General features: G+C 61.9%; 28 protein-coding genes. 11 read left to right on the top strand and 17 right to left on the bottom strand.

Going from position 1 to position 24920, the window contains the following annotated elements:
* Positions 1–25: 25 nt before the first annotated feature.
* The 11 genes from NTD84_RS15190 to NTD84_RS15140 all read right to left on the bottom strand — a co-directional run bounded on the left by NTD84_RS15190 (position 26) and on the right by NTD84_RS15140 (position 11248).
* On the bottom strand, positions 26–1459 hold the full coding sequence (locus NTD84_RS15190) for an FAD/NAD(P)-binding protein (protein WP_262166933.1): 1434 nt from the start codon (positions 1457–1459) through the stop codon (positions 26–28).
* Between the two features lie 14 nt (positions 1460–1473).
* On the bottom strand, positions 1474–2241 hold the full coding sequence (locus tag NTD84_RS15185; protein ID WP_262166931.1) for an ABC transporter ATP-binding protein: 768 nt from the start codon (positions 2239–2241) through the stop codon (positions 1474–1476).
* Positions 2242–2244: 3 nt separating this feature from the next.
* Positions 2245–3585, bottom strand: coding sequence for an ABC transporter substrate-binding protein (locus NTD84_RS15180; protein ID WP_262166929.1), 1341 nt, complete (start codon positions 3583–3585; stop codon positions 2245–2247).
* A 26-nt stretch (positions 3586–3611) separates the two neighbouring features.
* Positions 3612–4661, bottom strand: coding sequence for a branched-chain amino acid ABC transporter permease (locus NTD84_RS15175; protein WP_262166927.1), 1050 nt, complete (start codon positions 4659–4661; stop codon positions 3612–3614).
* 4 nt (positions 4662–4665) lie between these two features.
* Positions 4666–5547 (bottom strand): branched-chain amino acid ABC transporter permease, encoded by an 882-nt coding sequence (locus NTD84_RS15170; protein WP_214384401.1) that lies wholly within the window; start codon positions 5545–5547, stop codon positions 4666–4668.
* Positions 5547–6323, bottom strand: a complete 777-nt coding sequence (locus NTD84_RS15165; protein WP_262166922.1) for an ABC transporter ATP-binding protein — start codon at positions 6321–6323, stop codon at positions 5547–5549. The genes NTD84_RS15170 and NTD84_RS15165 overlap by 1 nt, the downstream gene beginning before the upstream one ends.
* On the bottom strand, positions 6320–7225 hold the full coding sequence (locus tag NTD84_RS15160; protein ID WP_262166919.1) for an AMP-binding protein: 906 nt from the start codon (positions 7223–7225) through the stop codon (positions 6320–6322). The genes NTD84_RS15165 and NTD84_RS15160 overlap by 4 nt, the downstream gene beginning before the upstream one ends.
* Before the next feature lie 237 nt (positions 7226–7462).
* Complete coding sequence (locus tag NTD84_RS15155; RefSeq protein WP_262166917.1) at positions 7463–8866, bottom strand: LLM class flavin-dependent oxidoreductase; 1404 nt, start codon at positions 8864–8866, stop codon at positions 7463–7465.
* On the bottom strand, positions 8867–9316 hold the full coding sequence (locus NTD84_RS15150) for an acyl-CoA dehydrogenase (RefSeq protein ID WP_262166916.1): 450 nt from the start codon (positions 9314–9316) through the stop codon (positions 8867–8869).
* Positions 9317–9326: 10 nt separating this feature from the next.
* The gene (locus tag NTD84_RS15145; protein ID WP_262166914.1) at positions 9327–10529 is read right to left on the bottom strand and encodes an SfnB family sulfur acquisition oxidoreductase; all 1203 of its coding nucleotides are present in this window, start codon (positions 10527–10529) and stop codon (positions 9327–9329) included.
* Between the two features lie 155 nt (positions 10530–10684).
* The gene (locus NTD84_RS15140) at positions 10685–11248 is read right to left on the bottom strand and encodes a helix-turn-helix domain-containing protein (RefSeq protein WP_262166911.1); all 564 of its coding nucleotides are present in this window, start codon (positions 11246–11248) and stop codon (positions 10685–10687) included.
* On the opposite strand from NTD84_RS15140, the gene NTD84_RS15135 reads away from it, so the two are divergent.
* From NTD84_RS15135 to NTD84_RS15105, 7 genes are all read left to right on the top strand, one after another.
* The gene (locus NTD84_RS15135; protein ID WP_262166908.1) at positions 11243–12268 is read left to right on the top strand and encodes a DMT family transporter; all 1026 of its coding nucleotides are present in this window, start codon (positions 11243–11245) and stop codon (positions 12266–12268) included. The genes NTD84_RS15140 and NTD84_RS15135 overlap by 6 nt on opposite strands.
* 241 nt (positions 12269–12509) lie before the next feature.
* Complete coding sequence (locus NTD84_RS15130; protein ID WP_262166906.1) at positions 12510–15428, top strand: monovalent cation/H+ antiporter subunit A; 2919 nt, start codon at positions 12510–12512, stop codon at positions 15426–15428.
* On the top strand, positions 15428–15772 hold the full coding sequence (locus tag NTD84_RS15125) for a Na+/H+ antiporter subunit C (RefSeq protein WP_003202835.1): 345 nt from the start codon (positions 15428–15430) through the stop codon (positions 15770–15772). The genes NTD84_RS15130 and NTD84_RS15125 overlap by 1 nt, the downstream gene beginning before the upstream one ends.
* Positions 15769–17454: a monovalent cation/H+ antiporter subunit D gene (locus tag NTD84_RS15120; RefSeq protein ID WP_262166903.1), complete on the top strand. Its 1686-nt coding sequence runs from the start codon at positions 15769–15771 to the stop codon at positions 17452–17454. Before NTD84_RS15125 ends, NTD84_RS15120 begins: the two co-directional genes overlap by 4 nt.
* Positions 17451–17939, top strand: coding sequence for a Na+/H+ antiporter subunit E (locus NTD84_RS15115; RefSeq protein ID WP_262166900.1), 489 nt, complete (start codon positions 17451–17453; stop codon positions 17937–17939). Before NTD84_RS15120 ends, NTD84_RS15115 begins: the two co-directional genes overlap by 4 nt.
* Positions 17936–18214, top strand: a complete 279-nt coding sequence (locus NTD84_RS15110; protein WP_262166898.1) for a K+/H+ antiporter subunit F — start codon at positions 17936–17938, stop codon at positions 18212–18214. Before NTD84_RS15115 ends, NTD84_RS15110 begins: the two co-directional genes overlap by 4 nt.
* Positions 18211–18570 (top strand): Na+/H+ antiporter subunit G, encoded by a 360-nt coding sequence (locus NTD84_RS15105; RefSeq protein WP_262166896.1) that lies wholly within the window; start codon positions 18211–18213, stop codon positions 18568–18570. Before NTD84_RS15110 ends, NTD84_RS15105 begins: the two co-directional genes overlap by 4 nt.
* Positions 18571–18656: 86 nt before the next feature.
* Here the strand turns inward: NTD84_RS15105 and NTD84_RS15100 are convergent, their stop codons facing one another.
* The 4 genes from NTD84_RS15100 to NTD84_RS15085 all read right to left on the bottom strand — a co-directional run bounded on the left by NTD84_RS15100 (position 18657) and on the right by NTD84_RS15085 (position 21053).
* Positions 18657–19094, bottom strand: a complete 438-nt coding sequence (locus tag NTD84_RS15100; RefSeq protein ID WP_262166894.1) for a DUF3995 domain-containing protein — start codon at positions 19092–19094, stop codon at positions 18657–18659.
* 151 nt (positions 19095–19245) lie between these two features.
* Complete coding sequence (locus NTD84_RS15095) at positions 19246–20262, bottom strand: ABC transporter substrate-binding protein (protein ID WP_262166892.1); 1017 nt, start codon at positions 20260–20262, stop codon at positions 19246–19248.
* A 117-nt stretch (positions 20263–20379) separates the two neighbouring features.
* Positions 20380–20583 (bottom strand): hypothetical protein, encoded by a 204-nt coding sequence (locus tag NTD84_RS15090; protein ID WP_262166891.1) that lies wholly within the window; start codon positions 20581–20583, stop codon positions 20380–20382.
* A complete protein-coding gene (locus NTD84_RS15085) occupies positions 20583–21053 on the bottom strand; it encodes a hypothetical protein (RefSeq protein ID WP_262166890.1) in 471 nt (156 codons plus the stop codon). Before NTD84_RS15085 ends, NTD84_RS15090 begins: the two co-directional genes overlap by 1 nt.
* Between NTD84_RS15085 and NTD84_RS15080 the strand changes: the two genes are divergently transcribed.
* The 4 genes from NTD84_RS15080 to NTD84_RS15070 all read left to right on the top strand — a co-directional run bounded on the left by NTD84_RS15080 (position 21027) and on the right by NTD84_RS15070 (position 22459).
* Positions 21027–21164, top strand: a complete 138-nt coding sequence (locus tag NTD84_RS15080) for a hypothetical protein (protein ID WP_262167249.1) — start codon at positions 21027–21029, stop codon at positions 21162–21164. The genes NTD84_RS15085 and NTD84_RS15080 overlap by 27 nt on opposite strands.
* A 299-nt stretch (positions 21165–21463) precedes the next feature.
* Positions 21464–21700: a hypothetical protein gene (locus NTD84_RS30075; RefSeq protein WP_410017354.1), complete on the top strand. Its 237-nt coding sequence runs from the start codon at positions 21464–21466 to the stop codon at positions 21698–21700.
* 157 nt (positions 21701–21857) lie between these two features.
* The gene (locus NTD84_RS15075) at positions 21858–22088 is read left to right on the top strand and encodes a hypothetical protein (RefSeq protein WP_262166888.1); all 231 of its coding nucleotides are present in this window, start codon (positions 21858–21860) and stop codon (positions 22086–22088) included.
* Positions 22089–22219: 131 nt separating this feature from the next.
* Entirely contained in the window at positions 22220–22459 is a 240-nt protein-coding gene (locus NTD84_RS15070) for a DUF2789 domain-containing protein (RefSeq protein WP_262166886.1), read from the top strand.
* 70 nt (positions 22460–22529) lie between these two features.
* Here NTD84_RS15070 and NTD84_RS15065 read toward each other — a convergent pair whose 3' ends face one another.
* Together NTD84_RS15065 and NTD84_RS15060 are read right to left on the bottom strand one after the other, a co-directional pair.
* Entirely contained in the window at positions 22530–23753 is a 1224-nt protein-coding gene (locus NTD84_RS15065) for a methyl-accepting chemotaxis protein (RefSeq protein WP_410017358.1), read from the bottom strand.
* A 579-nt stretch (positions 23754–24332) separates the two neighbouring features.
* Positions 24333–24737 carry a TraR/DksA family transcriptional regulator gene (locus NTD84_RS15060; RefSeq protein WP_224536388.1) on the bottom strand — a complete coding sequence of 135 codons (405 nt, stop codon included), beginning with the start codon at positions 24735–24737 and terminating at the stop codon, positions 24333–24335.
* Between the last annotated feature and the right edge of the window lie 183 nt (positions 24738–24920).

The following is a 24920-nucleotide window of genomic DNA, read 5'->3' as shown; positions in this document are numbered from 1 at the left end:
CGCTCCTACAGGTTTGGTGTGATCCTCAAATCTCATTGACCAAACGAACAGCCAAAACCTTCGCCTGGCTTGCCACGTCCGTCACCGCCGTACTCTCCCACCACATCCCCCGCAACGGCGGTCCCATGGCAAATAAACGGGAAGCCACTTGTCCGTCCTCCTTCAACACCGCGCCATCGGCTGCCGCCGCAATCCCCAACGCCAATGGACCCGGCCGCACCAACCCACGGGCCAGCAACTGTTGGGGCAATGGCCGCGCCACGCGTCGCCAGTCGTATTCGATGCCACTGGAATTGATCAGCGCCGCCCCACGAACCACCACGGTGTCCGCTTCACCGCGCCGACGCAGGCGAATGCCCACGCCCTCTCCGGAAGCTGGCTCCAGCCCCTTGAACGACGCCGCCTGAATCCGCAACCGCCCTTCCCCGTGCAACCGCGCCACAAGCTCCGCACTCAACGGCGGCGAGCGATGGTGATGACTCTCCCACCACGGCCGCACATGCCGCACAAACTGCCGACGCTGCGCGTCCGTCGCCTGATTCCACAAGCGGCCAATGTGCGCCCGCACCGTGTCCAGCGGCGCCTGCCAGTCGATGCCCTGGGCGATGGCGTCGCGGCAATGCCGGCGCAGTTCACGCAGCAACTGCCGCGGCGTCCGAAGGCTGTGATCCTCAGCGAGAAAATCGGTCCAGGCCGGCGGTTGCCGACGCACATGGGGCAATAACCCGTGGCGGGAAAACACCTCGATCGGCCCGCGGTGCCCGGCCTGTTCCAGCGACACCACGGCATCGACCATGGTCAGCCCGGAACCGATGATCAGCACCGTCGATTGCGGATCCAGTTGCCGCATCGCCGCCACATCCCACGGATCGAGTGACGCAGCGTTCAAGCCGCTGGACTGGGTCTGCGGCGTGCGCGCGGCGGGGAACATCCCGGTCGCCAGCACCGCGTAAGCGCCCTGTAACCGCTGGCCGTCACTCAGGCTCAGCCGAACCGCATCGTCGAAGCTTTCCAGATCAACCACCTCGGCCCGCAGATGCTCGACCGTCGAGCCGTTCAACGCGCCCACGGCTTGCGCCTCGGCCAGGCGCTGCTGCACGTACAGGCCGAAAATTCCGCGGGGTGGGAACAGTTCGCTGACCGGCACATGCTGCTCGTCGGACTCCGGCCAGCCGCCGGCGGCAATGAACTCGGTCAGCCACTGGGTCAGGTCGTCGGCGTTGTCCGGGTCGACGCTCATGCGCGCCGCGTTACCGTTCAGCGTATGCCCCAGCTCGACGGCGCTGTAGGCCTCGCCGCGGCCGAGTTCGGCACGGGGTTCGATCACCAGCAGCGAGCGCTTGCCGGGCAGGCGCAGCAATTGTGCCGCGAGCATCGTGCCGCTGAGGCCGCCGCCGATGATCAGGATGTCTGCATGGCGGGTGACGTCGGTCGTCTGTCCGCTTCGGGTTTCAGTCATGGCGCTCTCGATAATCAATGTTTGCCTAAATAAAAGTCATGCAGATCGCCCCGCGCCAGCAACGCCTCGCTGCTGCCGGACAACACCACGCGCCCGGTGTCGAGGACGTAAGCGTGTGACGCGTACTTCAGCGCCACATTAATGTTTTGCTCGGCAATCAGGAAGCTCACCTGCTCGTCGCGATTGAGCTGGGCGACAATCTCGAAAATCTCCTGGACGATAATAGGCGCCAAACCCATGGACGGTTCATCAAGCAGTACCAAAGTAGGACGTGTCATCAATGCTCGACCGATGGCGACCATCTGCTGCTCGCCACCGGAGGTCAGGCCGGCCTGGGTCTTGCGTTTGGTTTTCAGGCGCGGAAACCAGGCGTAGATCCGCTCCAGGTCGCGCGCCATGTCCTGGCGGCTCAAGCCCCGCACGAAGCCGCCGCTGCGCAGATTGTCCTCGACCGTCAGTTGCGGGAACACGTGGCGACCTTCCAGCACATGCACCATGCCCTGGCGCACCCGCACGCTGGGATCGATACCCGCCGTGTCGCGTCCCAGGAACGCAATGCTGCCGCGACTGACTTCCGCCCGCTCGGCCCGGACCAGACCGGAGATCGCCTTGAGCGTTGTGCTTTTGCCCGCGCCGTTGGCGCCGAGCAAGGCGACGATGCCGCCCTTGGGCACCGTCAGCGACACCCCCGCCACGGCCAGGATCACGCCGTCGTAGATCACCTCGATGTCGTTGACCTGCAGCAGGTCGCTGACGGCATTGTCGCTGGCGGCTTGGCTCATACGTTATTCGTCCCCGTTGCAGGTGCGTGGCGTCAGGCCTTTTTCCTTGGCGAACGCGGCGGATTTTTCATCGATCAACGGCCGCAGCAAGGCACGGTCGGCGGCGATCCAGTCGCTGATCAGCGTCCAGTTGGCGCCGTCCCACTGCTGGACCCGTGCCGAACCGCCGCCCTCGTGATCCTTGCAGGACAACTTGAGGTTCTGCATCAGGCCGAGGTAGCCCATGTCCTTGAGCCGCGCGTCGTCAATGTTCAGGTGCTCCAGGCCCCAGCGCCCTTCTTCGCCATTCAACGGACGCTTGCCGAATTTACCCTGGGCCGTGCGAATCGCTTCGACCATCACCGCGGCGTTCACCAGCCCGGAGTTGTAATAGACGCTGCCGAAGTTTTTCAAATCCTTGAGGTCGCTCTTGCCCTTGTCGAGGATGAATTGCTTGAGCCGTTTGTGGATCTCGAAATCGGCACCGGCCGGGTATGGCGTCAACGCCAGATAGCCTTTGGCAGCGGCGCCGGCCGGCAACACGTCTTCGCTGGAACTGGCCCAGATGTCGCCGACGATATGGTCCACCGGGAAGCCGAACCGTGCGGCCGTCTTCACCGCCACCGGCGTCGACACGCCCCAGGTACGCAGGAACACCCAGTCCGGGTTGAGCTGGCGAACCTGACGCCATTGCGCCGATTGCTCGTTGCCCGGATCAGCCACCGGAATCTGGATGTTCTCGAAACCGTATTTCTCCGCCAGCAGTTTCAATGGGCCGAGGGTTTCGCGACCGTAAGCCGAGTCGTGGTAGACCGTGGCGATCTTCTTGCCCTTGAGTTTGTCGAAACCGCCCTCGCGCTGGGCGATGTAATTCACCAGGCTCGACGCCTCGCTATAGAAAGTCAGCATCACCGGGAAGTTATAGGGGAACACGGTGCCGTCGGTGGCTTCGGTGCGCCCGTAGCCGAGGGTGATCAGCGGGATCTTGTCGACCTCCGCGCGCTCGCTCAAGGCATACGCGGCCGGTGCGCCGTTCGGCGAATAGATCGCCACCGGGGCGCCGTCCAGGCCTTTCTTGAAGCGCTCGTAACACTCGATGCCCTTCTCCGCCGTCCATTCGGTTTCGCATTCCTGCCAGACCAGTTTGACCCCGTTGATCCCGCCTTCCACATCGTTGATGTAGTTCAGGTAATCGAGCATTCCGGCCCACACTTGCACGCCGCTGGAGGCGTAGGCGCCGACGCGGTAGGTGGCCAACGGGAAGAATTGCTGGTCGGCCGAGGCCTGGACCACCGGCACCGCGCTGCCGAAAACCGCCAGCGTCAGAGCGGCGCCGGCGAGGGAACGTTTCAAGGATGCACGCATGTTGTCTCTCTAATAGTGGGAAGGATTCAGAAGCGCAGCGGCCAGTGACTCAGCCGTTCACGAAGATTGCCCAGCAGGCGGATCAACCCTTCGGGTTCCTTGATCAGGAACACGATGATCAGCACGCCGAAGATGATTTTTTGCAGGTTCTGCAATTGCCCGGCATCCACCGAACCGCCGAACAAGGCTTGCCCGGCATGGCTGAGCAGGATCGGCAGCAGGCTGATGAACGCCGCGCCGACGAAGTTGCCGGCGATGCTGCCCATGCCGCCGATAATGATGATGAACAGGATCTGGAACGACCGATTGATATCGAAGCTGCTGGCGCTGGCGGTCCCCAGGTACGCAAAGGCCCACAACGCCCCGGCGATGCCGAGGTAGAACGAACTGACGGCGAACGCCAGGTGCTTGTAGCGCACCACCGGGATGCCGATCACGGCCGCGGCGGTGTCCATGTCGCGGATCGCCATCCAGTTGCGGCCGATCTGGCTTTTCACCAGGTTCGCAGCGACCCAGGTCAACAGCAGCACCGTGCTCAGGGTCAGCAGATAACGCCCGAGCGGCGTGTTCAGGTCATGCCCGAACAGCGCCAGCTTCGGCGCGGAAATGGTCCCCGACGATCCATAGTTGTAGAACCAGGGAAATTTCACGAACAACCACTCAAGGAAGAACTGCGCGGCCAGGGTGGTGACCATCAGGTAAAAGCCTTTGATCCGCGAACTCGGCAGACCGAAAACGAAGCCCACCACCGCACTGATCAGCCCGCCGCCGAGCAACGCCACCGGCAACCCGAGTTCGGGCAAACGCAGGAGCAAGCCATAGGTGGCGAACGCGCCGACCGCCATGAACCCGGCGGCGCCGACCGAGGTCTGGCCGGTGTAGCCGGTGAGCAGGTTGAGGCCGAGCCCGGCCAGGGACAGTGCGAGGAACGGGATCAGGATCGCGTTCAGCCAATAATCGTTGCCGGTCAGCGGCACGATCACGAAAGCAATCAACAACAGGGCGAGCAGTGCGAACGGCACGCGGCGCTGGATCAACACCGACGGCGCGGTTTCGCGGGCAACGGAGATCGACATGGGTTCAGACTCGCTCAATGGCACGCTCGCCGAACAGGCCGGCGGGACGGATGTACAGGAAGGCCAGGGCCAGGACGTAAGCGAACCATGGCGTGATGCCGCCACCGATCAGCGGGCCGATGTAGACCTCGGCGAGGTTCTCCGCCGCGCCGACGATCAAGCCGCCGACGATGGCCCCGCCAATCGAGGTGAAACCACCGATGATCAGCACCGGCAAGGCCTTGAGCACCACCAGCGACAGGGAAAACTGCACCCCTTGGCGAGCGCCCCACAGCAGGCCTGCGACCAGGCCGACAATCCCGGCGACGGCCCAGACGATCTGCCAGATGCGGTTGAGGTTGATGCCGATCGACAACGCCGCCGTGGTGTCATCCGCCACCGCCCGCAACGACACGCCGATGCGGGTCTTGTTGAACAGCAGCGCCAGCACCGTCACCAGCACAATCGCGGCAGCGGCGGCGATCAGGTCGAACTGGCTGACCATCATTCCGCCGATGAACACCGGCACGTCGTCGATGCCCAGGTCCAGCGCTCGCACTTGCGAGCCCATCAAACCCTGGGCCAGGCCTTCGATGATGAACGACAGCCCCAGGGTCGCCATGAACAGGGTGATCTGCGAGCGGTTGACCAGGGGCCGCAGCACCAATCGCTCGATCAGCAACGCGCCGACGATCATCACCACCACGGTCAGCAGCAGCGCCAGGGCAAATGGCACACCCTGATCGTGCAGGCTGACGAAGGTCAGCGCGGCGAACAGCAGCATCGCGCCCTGGGCGAAATTGAACACACCGCTGGCCTTGTAGATCAGCACGAAGCCGATGGCGACCAGCGAATACATGGTCCCGGCGAGCAGCCCGCCGAGCAGGGTTTCGAAGAAGAACGTCATCAGTGCACCACTCCCAGATACGCCGCGATCACCTCGGGGTTGGCCTGTACTTCGGCGGGCGTGCCATCGCCGACCTTGCGTCCGTAATCCAGCACCACCACATGATCGGACAGGCCCATCACCACGCTCATGTCGTGCTCGATCAGCACCACGGTGGTGCCGAGGTCGCGGTTGATGTCGGCGATGAAGCGCGCCATGTCCTGTTTCTCTTCGGCGTTCATCCCGGCCATCGGCTCGTCCAGCAGCAACAGGCGCGGGCCGGCGATCAAGGCACGGCCCAGCTCCACGCGCTTTTGCAGGCCGTAGGACAGATTGCCCACCGGCACGTCGCGGTGCGCTTGCAGTTCAAGGAATTCGAGAATGCCCTGGGCCTGCTGGCGGAAGTCCTCGGCCTCGCGGCGGGCTCGCGGCAGGTTGAGCGCCTGCTCGATGAAGCTGCTGCGCAGGTGCCGCGACAGGCCGGTGAGCAGGTTGTCGATGACGCTCATCTTCTTGAACAGCGCGTTGTTCTGGAACGTCCGGCCAATGCCCCGGCGTGCGGCGCTCAGCGGGTCGATGCGGGTGAATGGCTGCTGCTCGAAAACGATCGAACCGGCGTCGAAACGGTACACACCGTTCAGCACATTGAGCAGCGAACTCTTGCCCGCGCCGTTGGGACCGATCAGCGCGCATATCTCGCCGCGCCGCACGTCGAAGGACAGCTCGTTGATCGCTTTCACGCCTTTGAAGGACAGGGAAATGCCGCTGACTTGCAGGATGGAATCGGTCGAGCTCATGCGATGTCCCGTTTGAATTCGGTGAGCCAGGTGGGTGCAGCTTTCACGTCCGGCGTGCGCGTGGCTTGCCAGATGAAATGCAGATTGTGGAAGCCGAGCAGTCGGCGAACGCGATTTTTGATCAGCCGTCGCAGGCCTTTTTCCGGATGGGCGATGGCCCAGTCGCACAGGCGTCGGCGCCAGGTGCCTTGGGGGGCGAGGCGGCTTTCGATTTCCGCCGCCAACCGTTGCAGGCGCTCGGCGGACAGCAGCAGGCCGGATGGCGCCACTTCCCGACGGTCGCGGCTGGCGCTGCCGGGGCTTTCCGGGAAGGCGAGGCAGTGGCCGCTGTTGAGCCATTGCTCGAGCAGTACGTGCAGGCCGCTCTGCCAGTGCGTGCCCTCTTCGCTCCAGAGCTGCGAGCCGGTGTTCCAGCGGTTGAGCCGTTGCGGGGCGTCCGCCGGGCCGAGCAAGTCGCTGAAGTTCAGCAGGGTCTGGCCCTGGTTGAGCCAGCGTTGCTGGGTCTGTCGGCCTTGGACGAAGGCGTGGGTGGGGCGGATTCGCCTCAGGGTTTGCTGCAGGGATTCGGGGTCGAGGTTGTCCGGCAGCGTCAGTATCTGCCCACCGATGTGTTGGGCAGACAGGGCCAGCAGCAACAAATCGGGGTCGAACGCGCCGCTGAGGGCCAGGCGCGAATCCTCGGTGAAACCTTGCTGGCGCAAACCATCGGCCAGGCGCTCGACATCCCGCAGGACATCGATCCAGCGCCAGACAAACCATTGGCCATGACGCTTGTGGCGCAATGCCGGGTGCAACGGGCTGACCTGGGCCCAGTGGCGCAACTGCTCCAGAGTCCTTGGCAGATCGACCCGCCACTCGGCGATGTCCGCAATTGGCGGACGCTTGAGTTCGTGCACGCTCATGGATGACCTCCTGTTCATGGCAAAAGCGTGCGGTGGTCCGCTGGGCTGAATATGTGAAACGACACCAACTACCTGTGGGAGCGGGCTCACTCGCGAAAACGGTGTGGCAGGCGATATCACTGTTGAATGTGCCGGCCTCTTCGCGAGCAAGCCCGCTCCCACATTTGACTCCTGTGGGCCGCAGTATCCGTGTACGACTCCGATTACCTGTGGGAGCGGGCTTGCTCGCGAAGGCGTCTACGCAGACACCACCTTCTTCTGCTGCTGCCGCAACCCCGCCAGATCCCGATACCCCGCCCCCGGATGAATCTCCGGCAACCGCGCCCCTTCGCCGAACAACTTCTCGCGCAACGTGCCCGGCGCGTATTCGGTCTTGTAGACCCCGCGCTTCTGCAACTCCGGCACCAGCAGTTCCACGGCATCGATGAAGGTTTCATGGGTCAGCGCATAGGCCAGGTTGAAACCGTCCACATCGGTCTCTTCAACCCATTCCTGCAACAGGTCAGCCACGGTCTCGGGGCTGCCGACGAACAGCGGACCAAACCCGCCAATCCCCACCCAATCCGCCAGTTCGTTGGGCGTCCAGACCTTGTTCGGATCCGCCGTGGAGAACGCTTCCACCGCCGATTGAATGGCGTTGGTGTGCACATGCTTGAGCGGTTCGTCCGGTTTGAACTGGCTGAAATCAATCCCGGTCCAGCCGGAAATCAACGCCATCGCGCCTTCATAGCTGACCCAGGTTTTGTATTCCTCGAACTTGGCCTTGGCCTTGGCATCGGTCTCACCAAGGATCACGGTCTGCAGGTTGAAAATCAGGATCTTCGACGGATCGCGTCCGGCCTCGGCGGCGCGTCGACGGATGTCGGCGACGGTTTTTTTCAACAACACTTTCGACGGCGCCGCGACGAACACGCATTCGGCATGCTCGGCCGCAAACTGCTTGCCACGGCTCGACGCTCCCGCCTGATACAGCACTGGCGTGCGCTGCGGCGACGGTTCGCAAAGGTGAATGCCGGGCACCTGGAAGTGTTTGCCGACGTGCTGGATTTCGTGGATTTTGCTCGGGTCGCTGAAGATCCGCCGCTCGCGATCGCGCAGGATGGCGCCCTCTTCCCAACTGCCCTCCCAGAGCTTGTAGCAAACCTCCAGGTATTCCTCGGCAAAGTCGTAGCGGGCGTCGTGCTCGGTCTGGGCTTTCTGCCCGAGATTCTTGGCGCCGCTTTCCAGATAAGAGGTGACGATGTTCCAGCCGGCGCGGCCCTTGGTCAGGTGATCCAGCGTCGACAAGCGGCGGGCGAACGGATACGGGTGCTCGAACGACAGCGACGCGGTCAGGCCAAAACCCAGGTGTTCGGTGACCAGCGCCATCGGCGGGATCAATTGCAGCGGATCGTTGACCGGCACCTGCGCCGCCTGGCGAATCGCCGCGTCACCGTTGCCGTTGTAGACGTCATAGATGCCCAGCACGTCGGCGATGAACAGGCCATCGAACTTGCCGCGCTCGAGGATCTTTGCCAGATCGGTCCAGTATTCAAGGTCCTTGTACTGCCACGAGCGATCCCGCGGATGTGCCCACAAACCGGGCGACTGGTGACCAACGCAGTTCATGTCAAAGGCGTTGAGACGAATTTCACGGGCCATTTACTCGGCTCCCTTTGCAGATGGAGAAAAACCGGGGGGATGAATGCCGTTGAGGCGGAAGTTGCCAATGAGGTGGAGCTTCCAGCGCAGTGGATCGTGCAGCGAACCGGGCAACTCCGTGCGGCGTCCGGTCAGTTCGAACTCGGCGTTGCTGGCGGTGTTAAGCGCTTCCGCACTGGCCAGTTCGGATTCGGCAATGGCAACACTGATCTCGGTGCCGTCTTCATGACTGTCGAGGAAACCTGCGGCCCGTTCGAGCAGCGCGGCGGCCACGTCGATGCGAATCTGCACGTCGCCAAATCGGCTGATGACATACGGGTCATGCGTGAGGTCGGTCTGTTGGCGGACCACCCGCAGGGTCGCATCGAGCAGGCTGCGGGCGTTGTGCAGATCATGCTGACTCTTGGCCAGGGAATGCCCGGCAGCCAGCGGTTGGGTCAAGGCGTTCATGGTGAGCTCCTCAGTTCCAGGCGTGGCGCGCAGGCTTCACGCCGTTGAGCAGGTAGTTGCCGATCAGGTGGTATTTCCAGCGTGCCGGATCGTGCAGGGTGTGGGTTCGCGCGTTGCGCCAGTGGCGGTCGAGGTTGTATTTGCCGAGCACCGAGCGGGTGCCGGCCAGTTCGAACAGTTTGCTGCTGGCGAGCAAGGCGATTTCGGCAGACAGGACTTTGGCCTGGGCCACCACCACCGAGGCGTTGGCCACGGTGTCTTCGTTGGCGTTGAGCAAGGCGGCGTCGATGGCCTGGCCGGCTTTCCTGAGGATCGCTTCCGTGCCGTGGACGCGCCATTCGAGGTCGCCGATCGCAGCGATGCTGAACGGATCCTGCCAGCCATGATCCTGGCCGCTGTCGATCCAGGGCCGGGATTCACGGGCGTAGCGTTTGGTTTCTTCCAGTGCGCCGACGGCGATGCCGGTGTCCACCGCGGCCTGGATAATTTGCGAGATCGGACCGTCGGCGGTGGGTTCGTCGAACGCCTTGTGTGCCGGAATCACCGCGCTGAGTGGCACCTTTACTGCGTTCAACGTGACACCGCCGCTGGCGGTGGTGCGCTGGCCGAAGCCGTCCCAACTGTCGATAACGGTCAGGCCGGGATTGTCCCGTTCGATGAAAGCAATGAAGGCCTGGTTCTGCTCGTTGACCGCGACGGCGGGGACGATGTGCGCGAACAGTGCGCCGGTGCAGTAGAACTTCTCGCCGTCAATTTGGGCGCTGTCCGCGTCGAAACGAATGCGGGTTTCAAAGGCCCCGGCGTTTTTGCTTTTTGACTCGGAGAAGGCGTTGCCGAACCGGTAGCCCTGCAAGACTTTTTCGAAGTAGTAGCGCTTCTGCTCGTCGCTGGCGGTTTGCAGCAGGATGTCGAGCACGCCAAGGTGGTTTTGCGGGATCTGGCCAAGGGAAGAATCGGCGGCGGAGATGATCTTGATCACTTCAGCGACGGTGACGTAGGACACGCCGGCGCCACCGTAGGCCTTGGGCACCGTAATCCCCCACAGCCCGCTGGCGGAAAACTCGTCGAGCTCGGCGACTGGCAAGCGCCGCTCGCGATCGCGCACGCTGGCCTCGACGGCAAAGCGCGCGGCGAGCTTGTGGGCGACGGCAATCGCCTCGGCGTCCGAGCGAATCACATGGGCGGTACGAGGGGGTTGGGCAGAGGCTGTCATGGGCCGACTCCGGAATTCTGGTGAATGCACCAGTGCTTTGCAGGAGTCGTGCCTGAATTTAATTTCTTTTTATTTCAATGATTTAACAGGATATCCGACAAACATTCGCTGCTTTAGAACAGCAAAGTGTTCGTTCGGTGTTGGCAGGCCAACAGTTAGATCACCACGTTTCTCACGAACCGCGCGGCCACCGGCCCATCGTTGCGATAGGTGTGGGGCTGGTTGCTGGCGAACATGTAGAACTCGCCGGCAGCAATCTTGTGCGGCCGGTCGCTGAGCATCAGGGTCAGGCAACCTTCGAAGACGAAGATCTGTTCGCTCCAGCCTTCGGCGTCAGGTTGTGACGGGTAGATTTCCCCCGGTTGCAGGCACCACTCCCATTGCTCCACCTCGCGAGTCGCGGTGGCTTTGGACAGTAAAATTGCTTTGCTGCCGGGAATTTCGCCGGCCCAGGCCACTTCATTGATGCGACTCGGGTCGCGTGCATCCGGGGCCTGGATCAGATCGCTGAACGCCACGTCCAGGGCTTCGGCCACGCGATCGAGAGTGGTCAGGCTGACGTTCTTTTCGCCGGCCTCGATGGCCACCAGCATGCGCCGGCTGACCCCGGACTTTTCCGCCAGCGCGGTCTGGCTCATGTCGGCGGCATGGCGCAGACGCCGAACGTTCAAACTGACGTGCTGGAGGACCGAAGCCCGCTGCGTGGAATCTTTGTGCACTATATTGCTCACTCGGTGGGGTTGGGCAGTATACTGCGCAACATTCGGCGCATTGTGCGTCGCCCTCAGGTAGCGCGCAAGGTCATGACGTCGTTGAACTCTTCCCCGGCAACTTCCCGTTTTTCAAAGTTCAGCAAGGCCGAGTGCGTGCTGGTGCTGATCACCATGGTCTGGGGCGGCACTTTCCTGCTGGTGCAGCACGCGATGACGGTCAGTGGCCCGATGTTTTTCGTCGGCCTGCGCTTTGCCGCGGCGGCGATCATTGTTTCGCTGTTCTCCTGGCGTCACCTGCGCGAGCTGACCCTGTTCGAACTCAAGGCCGGTGCCTTTATCGGTGTCGCGATCATGCTCGGTTACGGTTTGCAGACCGTTGGCTTGCAAAGTATTCCCAGCAGTCAGTCGGCCTTCATTACCGCGCTGTACGTGCCCTTCGTACCCTTGTTGCAATGGCTGGTGCTGGGGCGGCGTCCGGGGTTGATGCCGACTATCGGCATCATGATGGCCTTCACCGGTTTGATGTTGCTCTCGGGGCCTGCTGGAGCTTCCTTCGATTTCAGCCCCGGTGAGATCGTCACGCTGATCAGCGCCATCGCGATTGCCGCGGAGATCATCCTGATCAGCAATTATGCCGGCCAGGTCGATGTGCGGCGGGTAACGGTGGTGCAATTGGCGACCACCTCGGTGCTGGCGTTTTTGATGGTGGTGCCGACTCAAGAGGCCCTTCCCGACTTCTCCTGGTTCCTGCTGTGCAGCGCCCTCGGCCTCGGTGCGGCGAGCGCGGCGATTCAGGTGGCGATGAACTGGGCGCAGAAGAGTGTTTCGCCGACCCGGGCGACGTTGATCTATGCCGGAGAGCCGGTCTGGGCCGGGATCGTCGGGCGGATCGCCGGGGAGCGCTTGCCGGCGATTGCGCTGGTGGGTGCGGGATTGATTGTGGCGGCGGTGATTGTGAGTGAGTTGAAGACCATGGGTAAAAGTGCGGCGCCTGCGGAGGAGCTGGAGCGGGAGACTCAGGGTTGAAGCCTCAATCTTCAGCGTCTGATTGATCGTCTTCGCGAGCAAGCCCGCTCCCACATTGGAATGCAGTTCAATGTGAGAGCGGGCTTGCTCGCGAAGGGGCCAGACCTGCCTGAGCACTTATCGAAACAATGTGAATCAGGTTTTTTCGGTCTACCTTGTAGGACTCTGCGACAGCTTGCCGTTTGGTGATCCGGGGAGTGGCACGTATGATGCTTCACAAACTTCCGCAGATTAGAAGCCTATGTCCCTGATAGTTCTACTGCTTCTGCCCTTTATTGGCAGCTGTCTGGCAGCCGTGCTGCCGCACAATGCGCGTAATACCGAATCGCTGTTGGCGGGTGTGGTTGCCCTGATCGGCACCCTCCAGGTCGCCTTGCTGTACCCGCAGATTGCCGATGGCGGGGTTATTCGTGAAGAATTTTTCTGGCTGCCCAGCCTCGGGCTGAACTTCGTGCTGCGCATGGACGGTTTCGCCTGGCTGTTCTCGCTGCTGGTGCTGGGTATCGGCACGCTGGTGTCGCTGTATGCCCGCTACTACATGTCGCCGGACGATCCGGTGCCACGGTTCTTTGCGTTTTTCCTGGCGTTCATGGGCGCCATGCTCGGCCTGGTGATTTCCGGCAACCTGATCCAGATCGTGTTTTTCTGGGAGCTGACCAGCCTCTTCTCGTTCCTGTTGATCGGATACTGGCACCACCGCTCGGATGCCCGACGCGGCGCATACATGGCGCTGATGGTCACCGGCGCCGGCGGTCTGTGCCTGCTGGCGGGGGTCATGCTGCTCGGCCATGTGGTTGGCAGCTATGACCTCGACAAGGTCCTGGCCGCCGGCGATCTGATTCGCGCACATGCCCTCTACCCTGTCCTGCTCCCCCTGATCCTGATCGGCGCCCTGAGCAAAAGCGCGCAATTCCCCTTCCACTTCTGGCTGCCCCACGCCATGGCGGCGCCGACACCGGTCTCGGCCTATCTGCACTCGGCGACCATGGTCAAGGCCGGGGTTTTCCTGCTGGCGCGGCTGTGGCCATCCTTGTCGGGCAGCGAAGAATGGTTCTACATCGTCAGCGGCGCCGGCGCCTGCACCCTGCTGCTCGGCGCTTATTGCGCGATGTTCCAGAACGACCTCAAAGGCCTGCTGGCCTACTCGACCATCAGCCATCTCGGCCTGATTACCCTGCTGTTGGGTTTGAACAGTCCGCTGGCCGCCGTGGCCGCGGTGTTCCACATTTTCAACCACGCCACCTTCAAGGCCTCGCTGTTCATGGCCGCCGGGATCATTGACCACGAAAGTGGCACCCGCGACATTCGCAGGCTCAGCGGCCTCATCAAGCTGATCCCGCATACCGCGACCCTGGCGATGGTCGCCAGCGCGTCGATGGCCGGCGTGCCATTGCTCAACGGTTTCCTGTCGAAAGAGATGTTCTTCGCCGAAACGGTGTTCATCAACGCGACCGCCTGGGTCGAAATCACCCTGCCGATTGTCGCGACCATCGCCGGCACGTTCAGCGTCGCCTACGCCCTGCGCTTCACGGTCGATGTGTTTTTCGGTCCACCCGCCACGGACCTGCCGCACGTCCCCCACGAGCCGCCACGCTGGATGCGTGCGCCGGTGGAATTGCTGGTGTTGGCCTGCCTGATCGTGGGGATTTTCCCGGCGCAAGTGGTCGGCCCGCTGCTCGCCGCGGCGGCCCTGCCCGTCGTCGGCGGGACCCTGCCGGAATACAGCCTGGCGATCTGGCACGGCTGGAACGCACCAATGATCATGAGCCTGATCGCCATGTCCGGCGGCATCGTGCTCTACCTGTTGCTGCGCAAGCAGCTCAAGCGCGGGCGGTTCAAATACCCGCCGATCATTGGCCTGTTCAACGGCAAGCGCCTGTTCGAACGCAGCCTGGTGATCATGATGCGCCTGGCTCGTCGCCTGGAGCGGCGGATCAGCACCAAGCGCCTGCAAACCCAATTGTTCCTGATGGTCCTCGCCGCCGTGCTGGCCGGGTTGATCCCGATGCTTCACAGCAATCTGAGTTGGGGCGACCGGCCGAAGATACCGGGCTCGATCGTGTTCGTGACCTTGTGGCTGCTGGCGATTGCCTGTGCCCTCGGTGCGGCGTGGCAGGCCAAGTATCACCGTCTCGCGGCCCTGACCATGGTCAGTGTGTGCGGTCTGATGACCTGCATCACCTTCGTCTGGTTCTCCGCACCAGACCTGGCGCTGACGCAACTGGTGGTCGAAGTGGTGACCACGGTGCTGATCCTGCTGGGCCTGCGCTGGTTGCCGCGACGGATCGAAGAGGTTTCACCGCTGCCGAGCACGTTGCGCAAGGCGCGCATCCGTCGTCTGCGCGACTTGCTGCTGTCGATCGCCGTCGGTGGCGGCATGGCGCTGCTGTCGTACGCGATGCTGACGCGGCAGACGCCCAACGATATCTCCTCGTTCTACCTCAGCCGCGCCCTGCCCGAAGGCGGCGGCAGCAACGTGGTCAACGTGATGCTGGTGGACTTCCGCGGCTTCGATACCCTCGGCGAAATCACCGTGCTGGTGGCCGTGGCGCTGACCGTGTTCGCCCTGCTGCGCCGCTTCCGCCCGCCGAAAGAAAGCCTGCAACTGCCGGCGCAACAGCGGCTGCTGGCACCTGATGTGGTCACCGACCTGGTCAACCCGCGGCACGCCAGCGACACCGCCCTGGGCTTCATGATGGTGCCGGCGGTGCTGGTGCGCCTGTTGCTACCGATTGCGTTCGTGGTCTCGATCTACCTGTTCATGCGCGGCCACAACCAACCGGGCGGCGGGTTCGTCGCGGGGCTGGTGATGTCGGTGGCGTTCATCCTGCAATACATGGTGGCCGGCACGCAGTGGGTCGAGGCGCAGATGAGTCTGCGACCGCTGCGCTGGATGGGCACCGGGCTGCTGTTCGCCACGGCGACCGGACTGGGGGCGATGGCGGTCGGTTATCCGTTCCTCACCACGCACACCTGGCACCTTGACCTGCCGCTGCTCGGCGACATTCACGTCGCCAGCGCGCTGTTCTTCGACATCGGCGTGTATTCGGTGGTGGTCGGCTCAACCCTGTTGATCCTCACCGCCCTCGCCCACCAATCGGTGCGCGGCCACAAAACCGCGGCCCTGCCCAGATCCGTCGCCACGAAAGGAGCCGTCTGATGGAAGAAGTCATCGCAATCGCCATCGGCGTACTCGCCGCGTCCGGCGTCTGGCTGGTGCTGCGGCCACGGACGTTCCAAGTGGTCATGGGCCTGTGCCTGCTGTCGTACGGCGTCAACCTGTTCATCTTCAGCATGGGCAGCCTGTTTATCGGAAAGGAGCCAATCATCAAGGACGGCGTGCCCCAGGACCTGCTGCATTACACCGACCCGCTGCCGCAAGCACTGGTGCTGACCGCCATCGTGATCAGCTTCGCCATGACCGCGCTGTTTCTCGTGGTGCTGCTGGCCTCGCGCGGCCTGACCGGTACCGACCATGTGGATGGCCGGGAGCCTAAAGAATGAATGCGATGACTCACCTGATCGCCGCACCGATTCTGCTACCGCTGCTGACCGCCGCCCTCATGCTGATGCTGGGCGAGAAACACCGGCCGCTGAAGGCCCGGATCAACCTGCTCTCCAGCCTGTTGGGCCTGGGCATTTCCGTCATGCTCCTGCAATGGACACAAAGCACCGGCGTGCCCGGCTCCATCGGCGTATACCTGCCGGGGAATTGGCAGGTGCCGTTCGGCATCGTGCTGGTGGTCGATCGGCTGTCGGCGCTGATGCTGGTGCTGACCGGGATCATCGGCGTCAGCGCCCTGCTGTTCGCCATGGCCCGCTGGGACGGCGCCGGTTCGAGTTTCCACGCGCTGTTCCAGATTCAGATGATGGGCTTGTATGGCGCATTCCTGACCGCGGACCTGTTCAACCTGTTCGTGTTTTTCGAGGTGTTGCTGGCGGCATCCTACGGCTTGATGCTCCACGGCTCGGGGCGGGCGCGGGTGTCGGCGGGGTTGCATTACATCTCGATCAACCTGCTGGCCTCGTCGCTGTTCCTGATTGGCGCGGCGCTGATCTATGGGGTCACCGGCACGTTGAACATGGCCGACCTGGCGCTGAAAATCCCGCTGGTGCCAGAGGCCGATCGCGGCCTGCTGCATGCCGGTGCGGCGATCCTGGCCGTGGCGTTCCTGGCCAAGGCCGGGATGTGGCCGCTGAACTTCTGGCTGGTGCCGGCCTATTCCGCGGCCAGCGCGCCGGTGGCGGCGATGTTCGCGATCATGACCAAAGTTGGCATCTATACCTTGCTGCGCTTGTGGACCCTGCTGTTCTCCGGTCAGGCCGGCGCTTCGGCGTACTTTGGCGGCGACTGGCTGATCTACGGCGGCATGGCGACCATCGTCGGCGCTGCCGTGGCGATCCTGGCCGCGCAACGGCTGGAGCGCATGGCCAGCCTGAGCATTCTGGTTTCGGCGGGGATCCTGCTATCGGCCATCGGTTTCGCCCAGCCAAACCTGATCGGCGCGGCGCTGTTCTACCTGGTGAGCTCGACCCTGGCGTTGAGCGCGCTGTTCCTGCTGTCCGAATTGATCGAGCGTTCGCGCTCGGCCAATGAAATGCCGCTGTTTGACGACGGCGACCTGATTGCGCGGCCGCTGGAATCCTTGCAACCGCCCAAAGGCATCAACCTCGATGATGAACAGAAGGCCGTGGTCGGCCAGGTGATTCCCTGGACCATGGCGTTTCTCGGCTTGAGTTTCATCGCCTGCGCACTGCTGATCATCGGCATGCCGCCGCTGTCTGGTTTCATCGGCAAACTGGGTTTGCTCAGCGCCCTGCTCAACCCGTCGGGCCTGGGCAATGGCGCGGACGAACCACTGTCGAACGCCGCATGGGGCTTGCTGGCCTTGCTGATCCTTTCCGGGCTGGCGTCGCTGATCGCCTTTTCAAGGCTGGGCATCCAGCGTTTCTGGACACCCCAGGAACGACCTTCACCGTTGCTGCGCCCGTTCGAATGCGTGCCGATCATTGCCCTGTTGGGCCTGAGTATTGTGCTGACCTTCCAGGCTGAACCGTTATTGCGCTACACCCAGGCCGCCGCCCAGGCGCTGAACAATCCGCAGCAGTACGTGATGGCGGTGCTTGGCACCCGAGCCGTACCGAGTCCGGAAGCCAAGGCTGCGATTGCGGAGGTGCAGCCATGAAGCGTCTGTTTCCGGCACCGTGGCTGTCCCTGGCGTTATGGCTGTTATGGCTGGTGCTGAACCTGTCGATCAGCCCCGGCAATCTGTTGCTGGGCGCGGTCCTGGGGTTTTGCGCGCCGTTGATGATGCGCAAGTTGCGGCCGCTGCCGATCCGTATCCGGCGCCCCGGGGTCATTGTTCGCTTGATCTTTACCGTCGGTCGCGACGTCGTGGTGTCCAACATCGCCGTGGCCTGGGGCGTGTTGAACGCCGGTCGGCAGGCGCCACGCTCGCAGTTCATCAAGGTGCCGCTGGACTTGCGCGACGCCAACGGCCTGGCCGCGCTGGCGATGATCTGCACAGTAGTCCCCGGCACGGTGTGGTCGGAACTGGCACTGGACCGCAGCATTTTGTTGCTGCACGTCTTCGATCTGGAAGACGAAGCGCTGTTCATCGAGCACTTCAAGACGACTTACGAGCGGCCCTTGATGGAGATTTTCGAATGAGCCCGTTGCTGTCGAATGCGATTCTGTTGAGCCTGTTCATTTTTTCCCTGGCGATGATTCTGACCCTGATCCGTCTGTTCAAAGGTCCGTCGGCGCAAGACCGGGTTCTGGCGCTGGATTACCTGTACATCATCGCCATGCTGATGATGCTGACGCTGGGCATTCGTTATGCCAGTGACACTTACTTTGAGGCAGCGCTGCTGATCGCGCTGTTCGGCTTCGTCGGCTCGTTTGCCCTGGCGAAATTCCTGCTGCGGGGCGAGGTGATCGAATGAATGTGGAATTGTCTTTATGGGTGGAAATCCCGGTGGCGATCCTGCTGGTGCTCAGCAGTTTGTTCGCCCTGATCGGAGCGGTCGGGCTGGTACGAATGAAGGATTACTTCCAGCGCATGCACCCACCGGCCCTGGCCTCGACGCTGGGCGCGTGGGGCGTGGCGCTGGCGTCGATCATCTATTTCTCCGCGCTCAAGTCCGGACCGGTGCTGCATGCCTGGCTGATTCCGATTCTGCTGGCGATTACCGTGCCGGTGACGACGTTGCTGCTGGCACGGGCGGCGTTGTTCCGCAAGCGCATGGCGGGGGATGATGTGCCGGCGGAGGTGAGTAGCCGGCGGACTGAAAACCTGTAGGAGCGAGCATGCTCGCGATAGTCGTGAACGGTAACGCCGCCAGCCTGATACCGATGTTCTCAAGGCCATCGCGGGCAGGCGCACTCCTACACCCAAGCCACCGCCAACAACCCTGCCCCCAACAGCACACACAACGGCGAATAAACCCAGGTATCCAGCCGGGCAAACCGCGACCCCTTGACCTGCTTGAAGAATCCCACCAGATCCGAATCGCCGATCGCCCGGGCGAACATCAGCAGGGCGACAGCGCTAATCACCCATTGCAGGGATTTATGCGACACCGCCGGCATCCACCAGCCCACCCGCAAGCACACCAGCGCGGCGATCAACAGCAATCCGAACGCCACCAGCAACGTCAGCCAGCCGGAAGGCTTGAACGCCGGCCGGGATCTGGCGCTGCCTTCCACCGGCACCTGCGGCACAGCCGCCACGGCCGCCCACTGCCCACCGAGCCCCCAATAGACATGCACCAGGCTGATCACCGCAAAGATCGTCACCAGCCATTGAGCCAACACAAATGTCATGGTCAGGAATCCTTTAAAGGGATTTGAACAGCATCATCCTAGTCGGCATTTTTGGAAGTGCGCGGGGGAACGACGAAGTGCATGGCGCGTTCGCGCATCGGTCGGGCGCCGGAATGGACGGAGTGGTGTAAAGGCCAAAAGCTTCGCCACATCACTTCAGCTCGGCAGCCACCTTATCCGCCACATCTTTCGGCACCCACGCCTGCCACACATCCGGGTGCGCCTTCATGAATGCTTCCGCCGCCTGGCGTGGCGCGGTGTGTTTTTCGCTCATTTCAGCCAGTGCCTTGTTCAACGGATCGATCGGCAAATCGACCTTGCTGAAGAATTCGGCGATCTGCGGGTACTGTTTCTGGAACGGCGTGGACACCCCGATGGACAACTTCGAGGCCAATGAACGCGTGGGTTTCGGGTTGGGATTGTCGGCGTCGGTCAGGGTTTTCCAGGCCTCGGCGTCGAACGGCGGCTCTTCCAGCTGAATCAGTTTGAATTTTCCGAGCAACGGCGTCGGCGACCAGTAATAGAACAGCACCGGTTTGCCGCGACGGATCGACGAACTGATCTCGGCATCCAGTGCCGCGCCGGAGCCGCTGCGGAAATTCACATAGCTGTCGTCCAGGCCATAAGCCTTGAGCTTCTGCTTGTTGACCACCTCCGACGTCCAGCCGATCGGGCTGTTGAGGAAACGGCCCTTGCCCGGGGATTCCGGATCGGCGAACACGCCCTTGTACTTCGGCAGGTCGGTGACGCTGTGCAGGTCCGGCGCCAGCGGCTTGATGCCCTTGGCCGGGTCACCCTTGATCACGTATTCGGGAACCCACCAGCCTTCGGTGGCGCCCTTGACCGTATCGCCAAGACTGGCGACCTTGCCCTCCGACTCCGCCTTGACCCAGACCGGGCTGCGACCGGCCCATTCTTCGCCAATGACCTGAATGTCATTGTTGGCCAGTGCCGTCTCCAGGGTGATGGTGGTTCCCGGCAAGGTATCGGTCGGCAGGCCGTAGCCCTTCTCGACGATGATCCGCAGGATATCGGTGATCAGGCTGCCGCTTTCCCAGTTCAGGTCCGCGAAGTGGATCGGCGCCTGTGCGGCCAATGCCGGGACGGGCGAACCCGACAAACCGAAAGCGACCAGGACAGCGGTCAGCAACCGTCGAAATCCGTTCATGCTTTTGCACCTCGTGCTGTTCACAGCAATAGCAGGATGGCCTGACAAAAGACCGCAAGCCTCAAAATACTCAGTCAACTGACTGTAGTAGAGGTTCCTGCTTTCGAGGGGCAAGGATTATTTTTCAGACATTTCCTGCAAGCGCGCCAGCTCTCTTCTGACCATGCTGGCGTACTCGGCCGGACGCAACGTGTAGATCTGCGACGCCACCCAACCCAGCCAGGCGCCTTGCAGAACGGCCTTCTGGTCGAACAACCGGCGCGCCTCGATGACGGCGCTGGCCTGGTTCTGCTCGTGGAAATAGGCGCGGGTCAGGGGCATTACTCGCTCGCCTTGAACGTCACCAGCTCGCCCTTGCGCCACTTGGCCGCCTTGGCCGTCACGGCTTTCAGGGTCTTGGTCAGGCCTTCCTGCAACTGTTGGTGAGCGGCAAACACCATCACCACGCTATGGCCTTCCTTGAATACGATCCCGTGCCCGTCGGCCGTGGTCACGAACGCGTAATCGCCGATGCCGTACACCGTCAGCTTGATTTCGCGGAACTTGATTTCCAGCTTGCCGCCTTCACGGCTCGGCAACACCGAAGCGCTGAAATGATCGCCAACCTTGAGTTTCAGGCCCGGCTTGTCGTCCACCACCAGCGCCGATTCGGTGTCGAGTTCGGCGATGTAAATGCCTTCAGCATTCTGTTCGGTGATGTAAACAAAACGGGACTGGAACTGTTTAACCAGCTTTGCGCGCAAATCACCCAGCACGAACAAAGCATGCATATCGAGATTACTTACTGCCAAGGAAACATCCCCACATCTGAAATGATGCTGCACGCAGACGAACAGCGCACAGCAGAAAAAAGCGGCAATGCCGAGGGTGCAGCTAAAGGGTCCGGGTCAAATCCGGTATGAGCGCAGGGCTCATTCATCGCGAGACGCAGGAAGACTACTGGAATGTCACTCGCGTCGTCCTGCCTGGTATTCGTCAGAGGTTGAAGGAAATCGCCCTTCTGGCTGCCAGAAAAACAGGATTACCAACCTTAGGGAAAAAACGCTGCAAAAAAAGCATTTTTCCGACATATCCCTCGTAAAAAATTGCTTTAGATAACCGTCAATCGCTAACCCCTGTCGGTGATTCTAGAGCAGCGATGCTCATCGAGACTACCCAAAACGACGTACACGCGTCGGCAAAATCATGAAAAGGACTTCATATGTGCACCCTGACACACTTCCAACCCGTCCCAAGCTCCTCATCGACGCTGCACCCGGCGATGTTTCCGCACGCTGTGTTTCACCCTGAGAAGGCCACCACGCCACGTTTTCAGGTGGTTTTGGCTGGAAATGCCTTCTTCCATATCAAGGAAATTTCCACTGGCCATGTAAGAGGTTTCCGCAGCAATCACAATGAAGCCTGCGCACTGGCCCGGGCACTTGAAGCACGTTGCTGAGCGTAGTGCTTCATCCATTGCCATAGACGTTTCGTCATGCCGACGACTTAACTCAGCCGTCGGCAGGCGACTACTGCCATACTGCCGAACCAATGAACCCGTACCCAGGCCGGGCGGCGTTCAACACAATAGAATGTTTCCAAGGGAAGGCTGCCACGTGACGGAATTTGATATCGGTGAATTTTTTATCCGGGGCGAAGCCAGAGAAGTCGAAGGCGAGTTCCAGGCAGTCATCATCATGCGCGCCAAAACGCCGCTGAACACGGTCACCTGCCACCAGATCGAGAAAGATCGCTGGTTCAAAACCTCGGACGTCGCTGCCGTCGCCGCTCAGGAAGCCGCCAAGGCCCTGAAGCTCGCCGTCGATCAAGGTGCATTGAAAGCCTGATCAGCCGGCCCGCAGTCTATGCTCATTGCTGCTTTCGAACATCGCTATCGAACTCCTGAAGCGCGGCTCCCTCAGATGCTATGCAGCCGCACCTCAGATCTCGCACCCGCGCGACCAACAAGGAGATGAAGATGGATTCACCTACACATGACCTGAAAGGCCTGTTCGACCAGCTCGGCCTGGACTCCAGCGAAACAGCCATCGACGATTTCATCGCCAGGCATTCCCCGCTGCCCGACGATAAAAAACTCATCGACGCCGAGTTCTGGACGCCGCAGCAAGCCGGTTTCCTGAAGGAACAATTGCGTGAAGATGCCGATTGGGCACGGGTGGTCGATGACCTGAACCTGCGAATGCATCAGGTTCATTAGTCGATACGAGCGCAGAGTCTGCGAAATGGGCAACCCGGCATGGACGCCGGGTTAAACCTTACCCAACACTTCAGCGCGCACTTTCCGGCTTGTACCCCAGCCGCAACCCACCCCAATGCCGCCCCTTGATCACAATCGGCACCGAAAGATCATGCATCAGCTCCCCCGTGTCCCGGGTATACGTCTGCAACAAAACAGCCTGCTGATGACTGCCACAGCGAATTTCGGTCCGGTCAGCGAATTTGCGTTTGGTCCGATTCTGCAACGTATCCACCTGCACATCCCCGGTCAGCGGCTGACTGAACACCTTGTTGTGCGTCGGCACATACCCCTGCTGCGTGCAGGCGATAGCAAACACCAATCCTTCGTGCCGAGGCAGCAACGGCTCCTGAATCGCCGGTAAAACCTGGTCGGTGTAGCGGTCAAACCGGGTCTGGTACTTGGCCGGACTGGTGTTGGGGATGGCCTGATAATTCCGGTCGAACAAGTCCTCGAGGCTGACACGCCCCCCATCGACATCCGCCTCGAACCGCGCCGCAATCTGACTCGCGCCTTCGCGGGCCAGGTCATAAATCCGCTGGTGATAGTCATCCAGTCCGACTTCGGCCAGGCGTTCGCTGATGGTTTCGGCCTGGCCTTCCATTTGCACCGCCGCTTGCGCCAGACGCTGGGTCTGTTGATCGCTGATCGCCAGGTCGCTGCGCATTTGTTCGATCGCATGAAACAGGCTGTCGAGCTGCTCGCGGTTGGTCTCGGCGCCCTTGGCGATATCGCCGACCTGGCTTTCGACGCCGGCCGCCAGACGAGCGATGTTCTCCAGGTGCTGGCCCGTGTGCTCGACCTGTTCGACACCCACGTCGAGGTCGCTGGACAGCTGGCGGATCTGCTCGACCACTTGCGCGGTGCGTTGCTGAATGTCGGCGACCATCTCGCCGACTTCACCGGTCGCCGTCGCCGTGCGCGCAGCCAGGCCACGGACCTCGTCGGCGACCACCGCAAACCCGCGCCCGTGTTCCCCGGCGCGGGCCGCTTCGATGGCCGCGTTCAGCGCCAGCAGATTGGTCTGGCTGGCAATCGACTGGATCACCAGTGTGACTCGCTGGATATCGTCGCTGCGCAGGCTCAAGGCCTCGATCAGCTCGCGACTGTTGCTGGCGCGCTGACTGAGTTGATGCATGCGGCTGATGGACTCGATCAGTTCCGTGCGTCCCAACGCGCTGCTCTGGTGAGCCTCGCTGGCGGCACTGAGGGCGGTCCGGCTGAGTGCCGAAGTGGCTTGTTCGGTGGCGATCATCACTTCGGCGTTGCTGACAATCCGCGCGGCGGCACCGAGTTGGGATTGCAGTTTGTCCGCCAGTTGCTTGACCGAATAGGCCACCCCCGCCGCTGACAGCGCGTTGTGACTGGTCGTGTAGGAAAGATCGCGGGTTAGCTCGGCAATGGCGCGGGTGCTGTCGGCGGGAGCGGCGCCGGGGGTGGCGCGATATCGCAGGCGCGGCAGCCAGATAATCAACACGGCCAATGGCAGGCCGAGGTAAAGCGACCAGCTACCCAGGGTCATGCCGCACAACAACAGCATCAAGGCGATGCTTTGCAGGGTGGGCGTCAACCACAGGTATTTCGGCAACCGCACGGGCGAAGGCGCTGCCCCGACCAGAGATCCGTCTCGCGTCATATCGTCACCCCACACACTTCTAATTGTTGTATCGGCATTAAACGCCACTACCGGGCCATTATCCATGGTCCATTAGTCGTGGGCCTTGCAGCCGATCAACAGCAGTGCGCGCACTTTTTCGCGGACGAAAAAAAGCATCGCGGGCCAGCCTTGCTCCTGTGGGAGTCGGGCTGCCCCGCGATGCGTGGCGCTACGAAATCAGGCCTGACGCTGGTGCTTGTCGATCTGTTCGTGACGCTCTTGGGCTTCGATGCAGTACTTGGTGGTCGGGCTGATCAGCAGACGTTTCAGGCCAATGGCCTCGCCGCTGTCGTCGCACCAGCCGAAGCTGTCTTCTTTGATGCGTTCCAGCGCCTGTTCCAACTGAGGCAGCATGCGCTGGTCGCGATCGATCGCGTTCACCAGCCAGGTGCGCTCTTCTTCGACAGAAGCCGCGTCAGCCGGATCGGCCGGGGAGTCCAGGCTTTCGATGGCGATGCGATTCTGTTCGATGCGCTCATGGGTTTCGACTTTCATGTTCTGCAACAGCTCGGAGAAAAAAGCATGTTGCTCGGCATTCATGTAGTCATCCGCCGGCATGGCCAGCAACTTGTCCTTTGTCATTGATATCTCTATAAAAAAACGTGCATTAAGGCGAATTAGGGAGCGTCCCGGCAGACCAGGTCTGGCCATCGGAACGGCGCCGTTTATTCCAAGCGCCACCCGGCACTCAATTTACGAGGGGCGGCAGTCTAAGGCCCACTTGAGGCATCAGCAACTGAAAAGACAGCGAATTTGTCCGACAAA

It is taken from the genome of Pseudomonas sp. 14P_8.1_Bac3 (assembly GCF_025466085.1).
In the GTDB taxonomy this organism is placed as follows: Bacteria; Pseudomonadota; Gammaproteobacteria; order Pseudomonadales; family Pseudomonadaceae; genus Aquipseudomonas.
This window is presented reverse-complemented; position numbering and strand designations above follow the sequence as displayed.

What these genes read in the sequence shown, in the direction of transcription:
- NTD84_RS15165 (WP_262166922.1), bottom strand. Translation starts at nt 6,323, where the DNA reads ATGAGCTCGACCGATTCCATCCTGCAAGTCAGCGGCATTTCCCTGTCC.
- NTD84_RS15065 (WP_410017358.1), bottom strand. Translation starts at nt 23,753, where the DNA reads ATGATCGCCACCGAACAAGCCACTTCGGCACTCAGCCGGACCGCCCTC.
- NTD84_RS15185 (WP_262166931.1), bottom strand. Translation starts at nt 2,241, where the DNA reads ATGAGCCAAGCCGCCAGCGACAATGCCGTCAGCGACCTGCTGCAGGTC.
- NTD84_RS15120 (WP_262166903.1), top strand. Translation starts at nt 15,769, where the DNA reads ATGAATGCGATGACTCACCTGATCGCCGCACCGATTCTGCTACCGCTG.
- NTD84_RS15180 (WP_262166929.1), bottom strand. Translation starts at nt 3,585, where the DNA reads ATGCGTGCATCCTTGAAACGTTCCCTCGCCGGCGCCGCTCTGACGCTG.
- NTD84_RS30075 (WP_410017354.1), top strand. Translation starts at nt 21,464, where the DNA reads ATGTGCACCCTGACACACTTCCAACCCGTCCCAAGCTCCTCATCGACG.
- NTD84_RS15105 (WP_262166896.1), top strand. Translation starts at nt 18,211, where the DNA reads ATGAATGTGGAATTGTCTTTATGGGTGGAAATCCCGGTGGCGATCCTG.
- NTD84_RS15155 (WP_262166917.1), bottom strand. Translation starts at nt 8,866, where the DNA reads ATGGCCCGTGAAATTCGTCTCAACGCCTTTGACATGAACTGCGTTGGT.
- NTD84_RS15150 (WP_262166916.1), bottom strand. Translation starts at nt 9,316, where the DNA reads ATGAACGCCTTGACCCAACCGCTGGCTGCCGGGCATTCCCTGGCCAAG.
- NTD84_RS15115 (WP_262166900.1), top strand. Translation starts at nt 17,451, where the DNA reads ATGAAGCGTCTGTTTCCGGCACCGTGGCTGTCCCTGGCGTTATGGCTG.
- NTD84_RS15070 (WP_262166886.1), top strand. Translation starts at nt 22,220, where the DNA reads ATGGATTCACCTACACATGACCTGAAAGGCCTGTTCGACCAGCTCGGC.
- NTD84_RS15175 (WP_262166927.1), bottom strand. Translation starts at nt 4,661, where the DNA reads ATGTCGATCTCCGTTGCCCGCGAAACCGCGCCGTCGGTGTTGATCCAG.
- NTD84_RS15060 (WP_224536388.1), bottom strand. Translation starts at nt 24,737, where the DNA reads ATGACAAAGGACAAGTTGCTGGCCATGCCGGCGGATGACTACATGAAT.
- NTD84_RS15190 (WP_262166933.1), bottom strand. Translation starts at nt 1,459, where the DNA reads ATGACTGAAACCCGAAGCGGACAGACGACCGACGTCACCCGCCATGCA.
- NTD84_RS15125 (WP_003202835.1), top strand. Translation starts at nt 15,428, where the DNA reads ATGGAAGAAGTCATCGCAATCGCCATCGGCGTACTCGCCGCGTCCGGC.
- NTD84_RS15095 (WP_262166892.1), bottom strand. Translation starts at nt 20,262, where the DNA reads ATGAACGGATTTCGACGGTTGCTGACCGCTGTCCTGGTCGCTTTCGGT.
- NTD84_RS15160 (WP_262166919.1), bottom strand. Translation starts at nt 7,225, where the DNA reads ATGAGCGTGCACGAACTCAAGCGTCCGCCAATTGCGGACATCGCCGAG.
- NTD84_RS15080 (WP_262167249.1), top strand. Translation starts at nt 21,027, where the DNA reads ATGCATATCGAGATTACTTACTGCCAAGGAAACATCCCCACATCTGAA.
- NTD84_RS15170 (WP_214384401.1), bottom strand. Translation starts at nt 5,547, where the DNA reads ATGACGTTCTTCTTCGAAACCCTGCTCGGCGGGCTGCTCGCCGGGACC.
- NTD84_RS15090 (WP_262166891.1), bottom strand. Translation starts at nt 20,583, where the DNA reads ATGCCCCTGACCCGCGCCTATTTCCACGAGCAGAACCAGGCCAGCGCC.
- NTD84_RS15145 (WP_262166914.1), bottom strand. Translation starts at nt 10,529, where the DNA reads ATGACAGCCTCTGCCCAACCCCCTCGTACCGCCCATGTGATTCGCTCG.
- NTD84_RS15110 (WP_262166898.1), top strand. Translation starts at nt 17,936, where the DNA reads ATGAGCCCGTTGCTGTCGAATGCGATTCTGTTGAGCCTGTTCATTTTT.
- NTD84_RS15100 (WP_262166894.1), bottom strand. Translation starts at nt 19,094, where the DNA reads ATGACATTTGTGTTGGCTCAATGGCTGGTGACGATCTTTGCGGTGATC.
- NTD84_RS15130 (WP_262166906.1), top strand. Translation starts at nt 12,510, where the DNA reads ATGTCCCTGATAGTTCTACTGCTTCTGCCCTTTATTGGCAGCTGTCTG.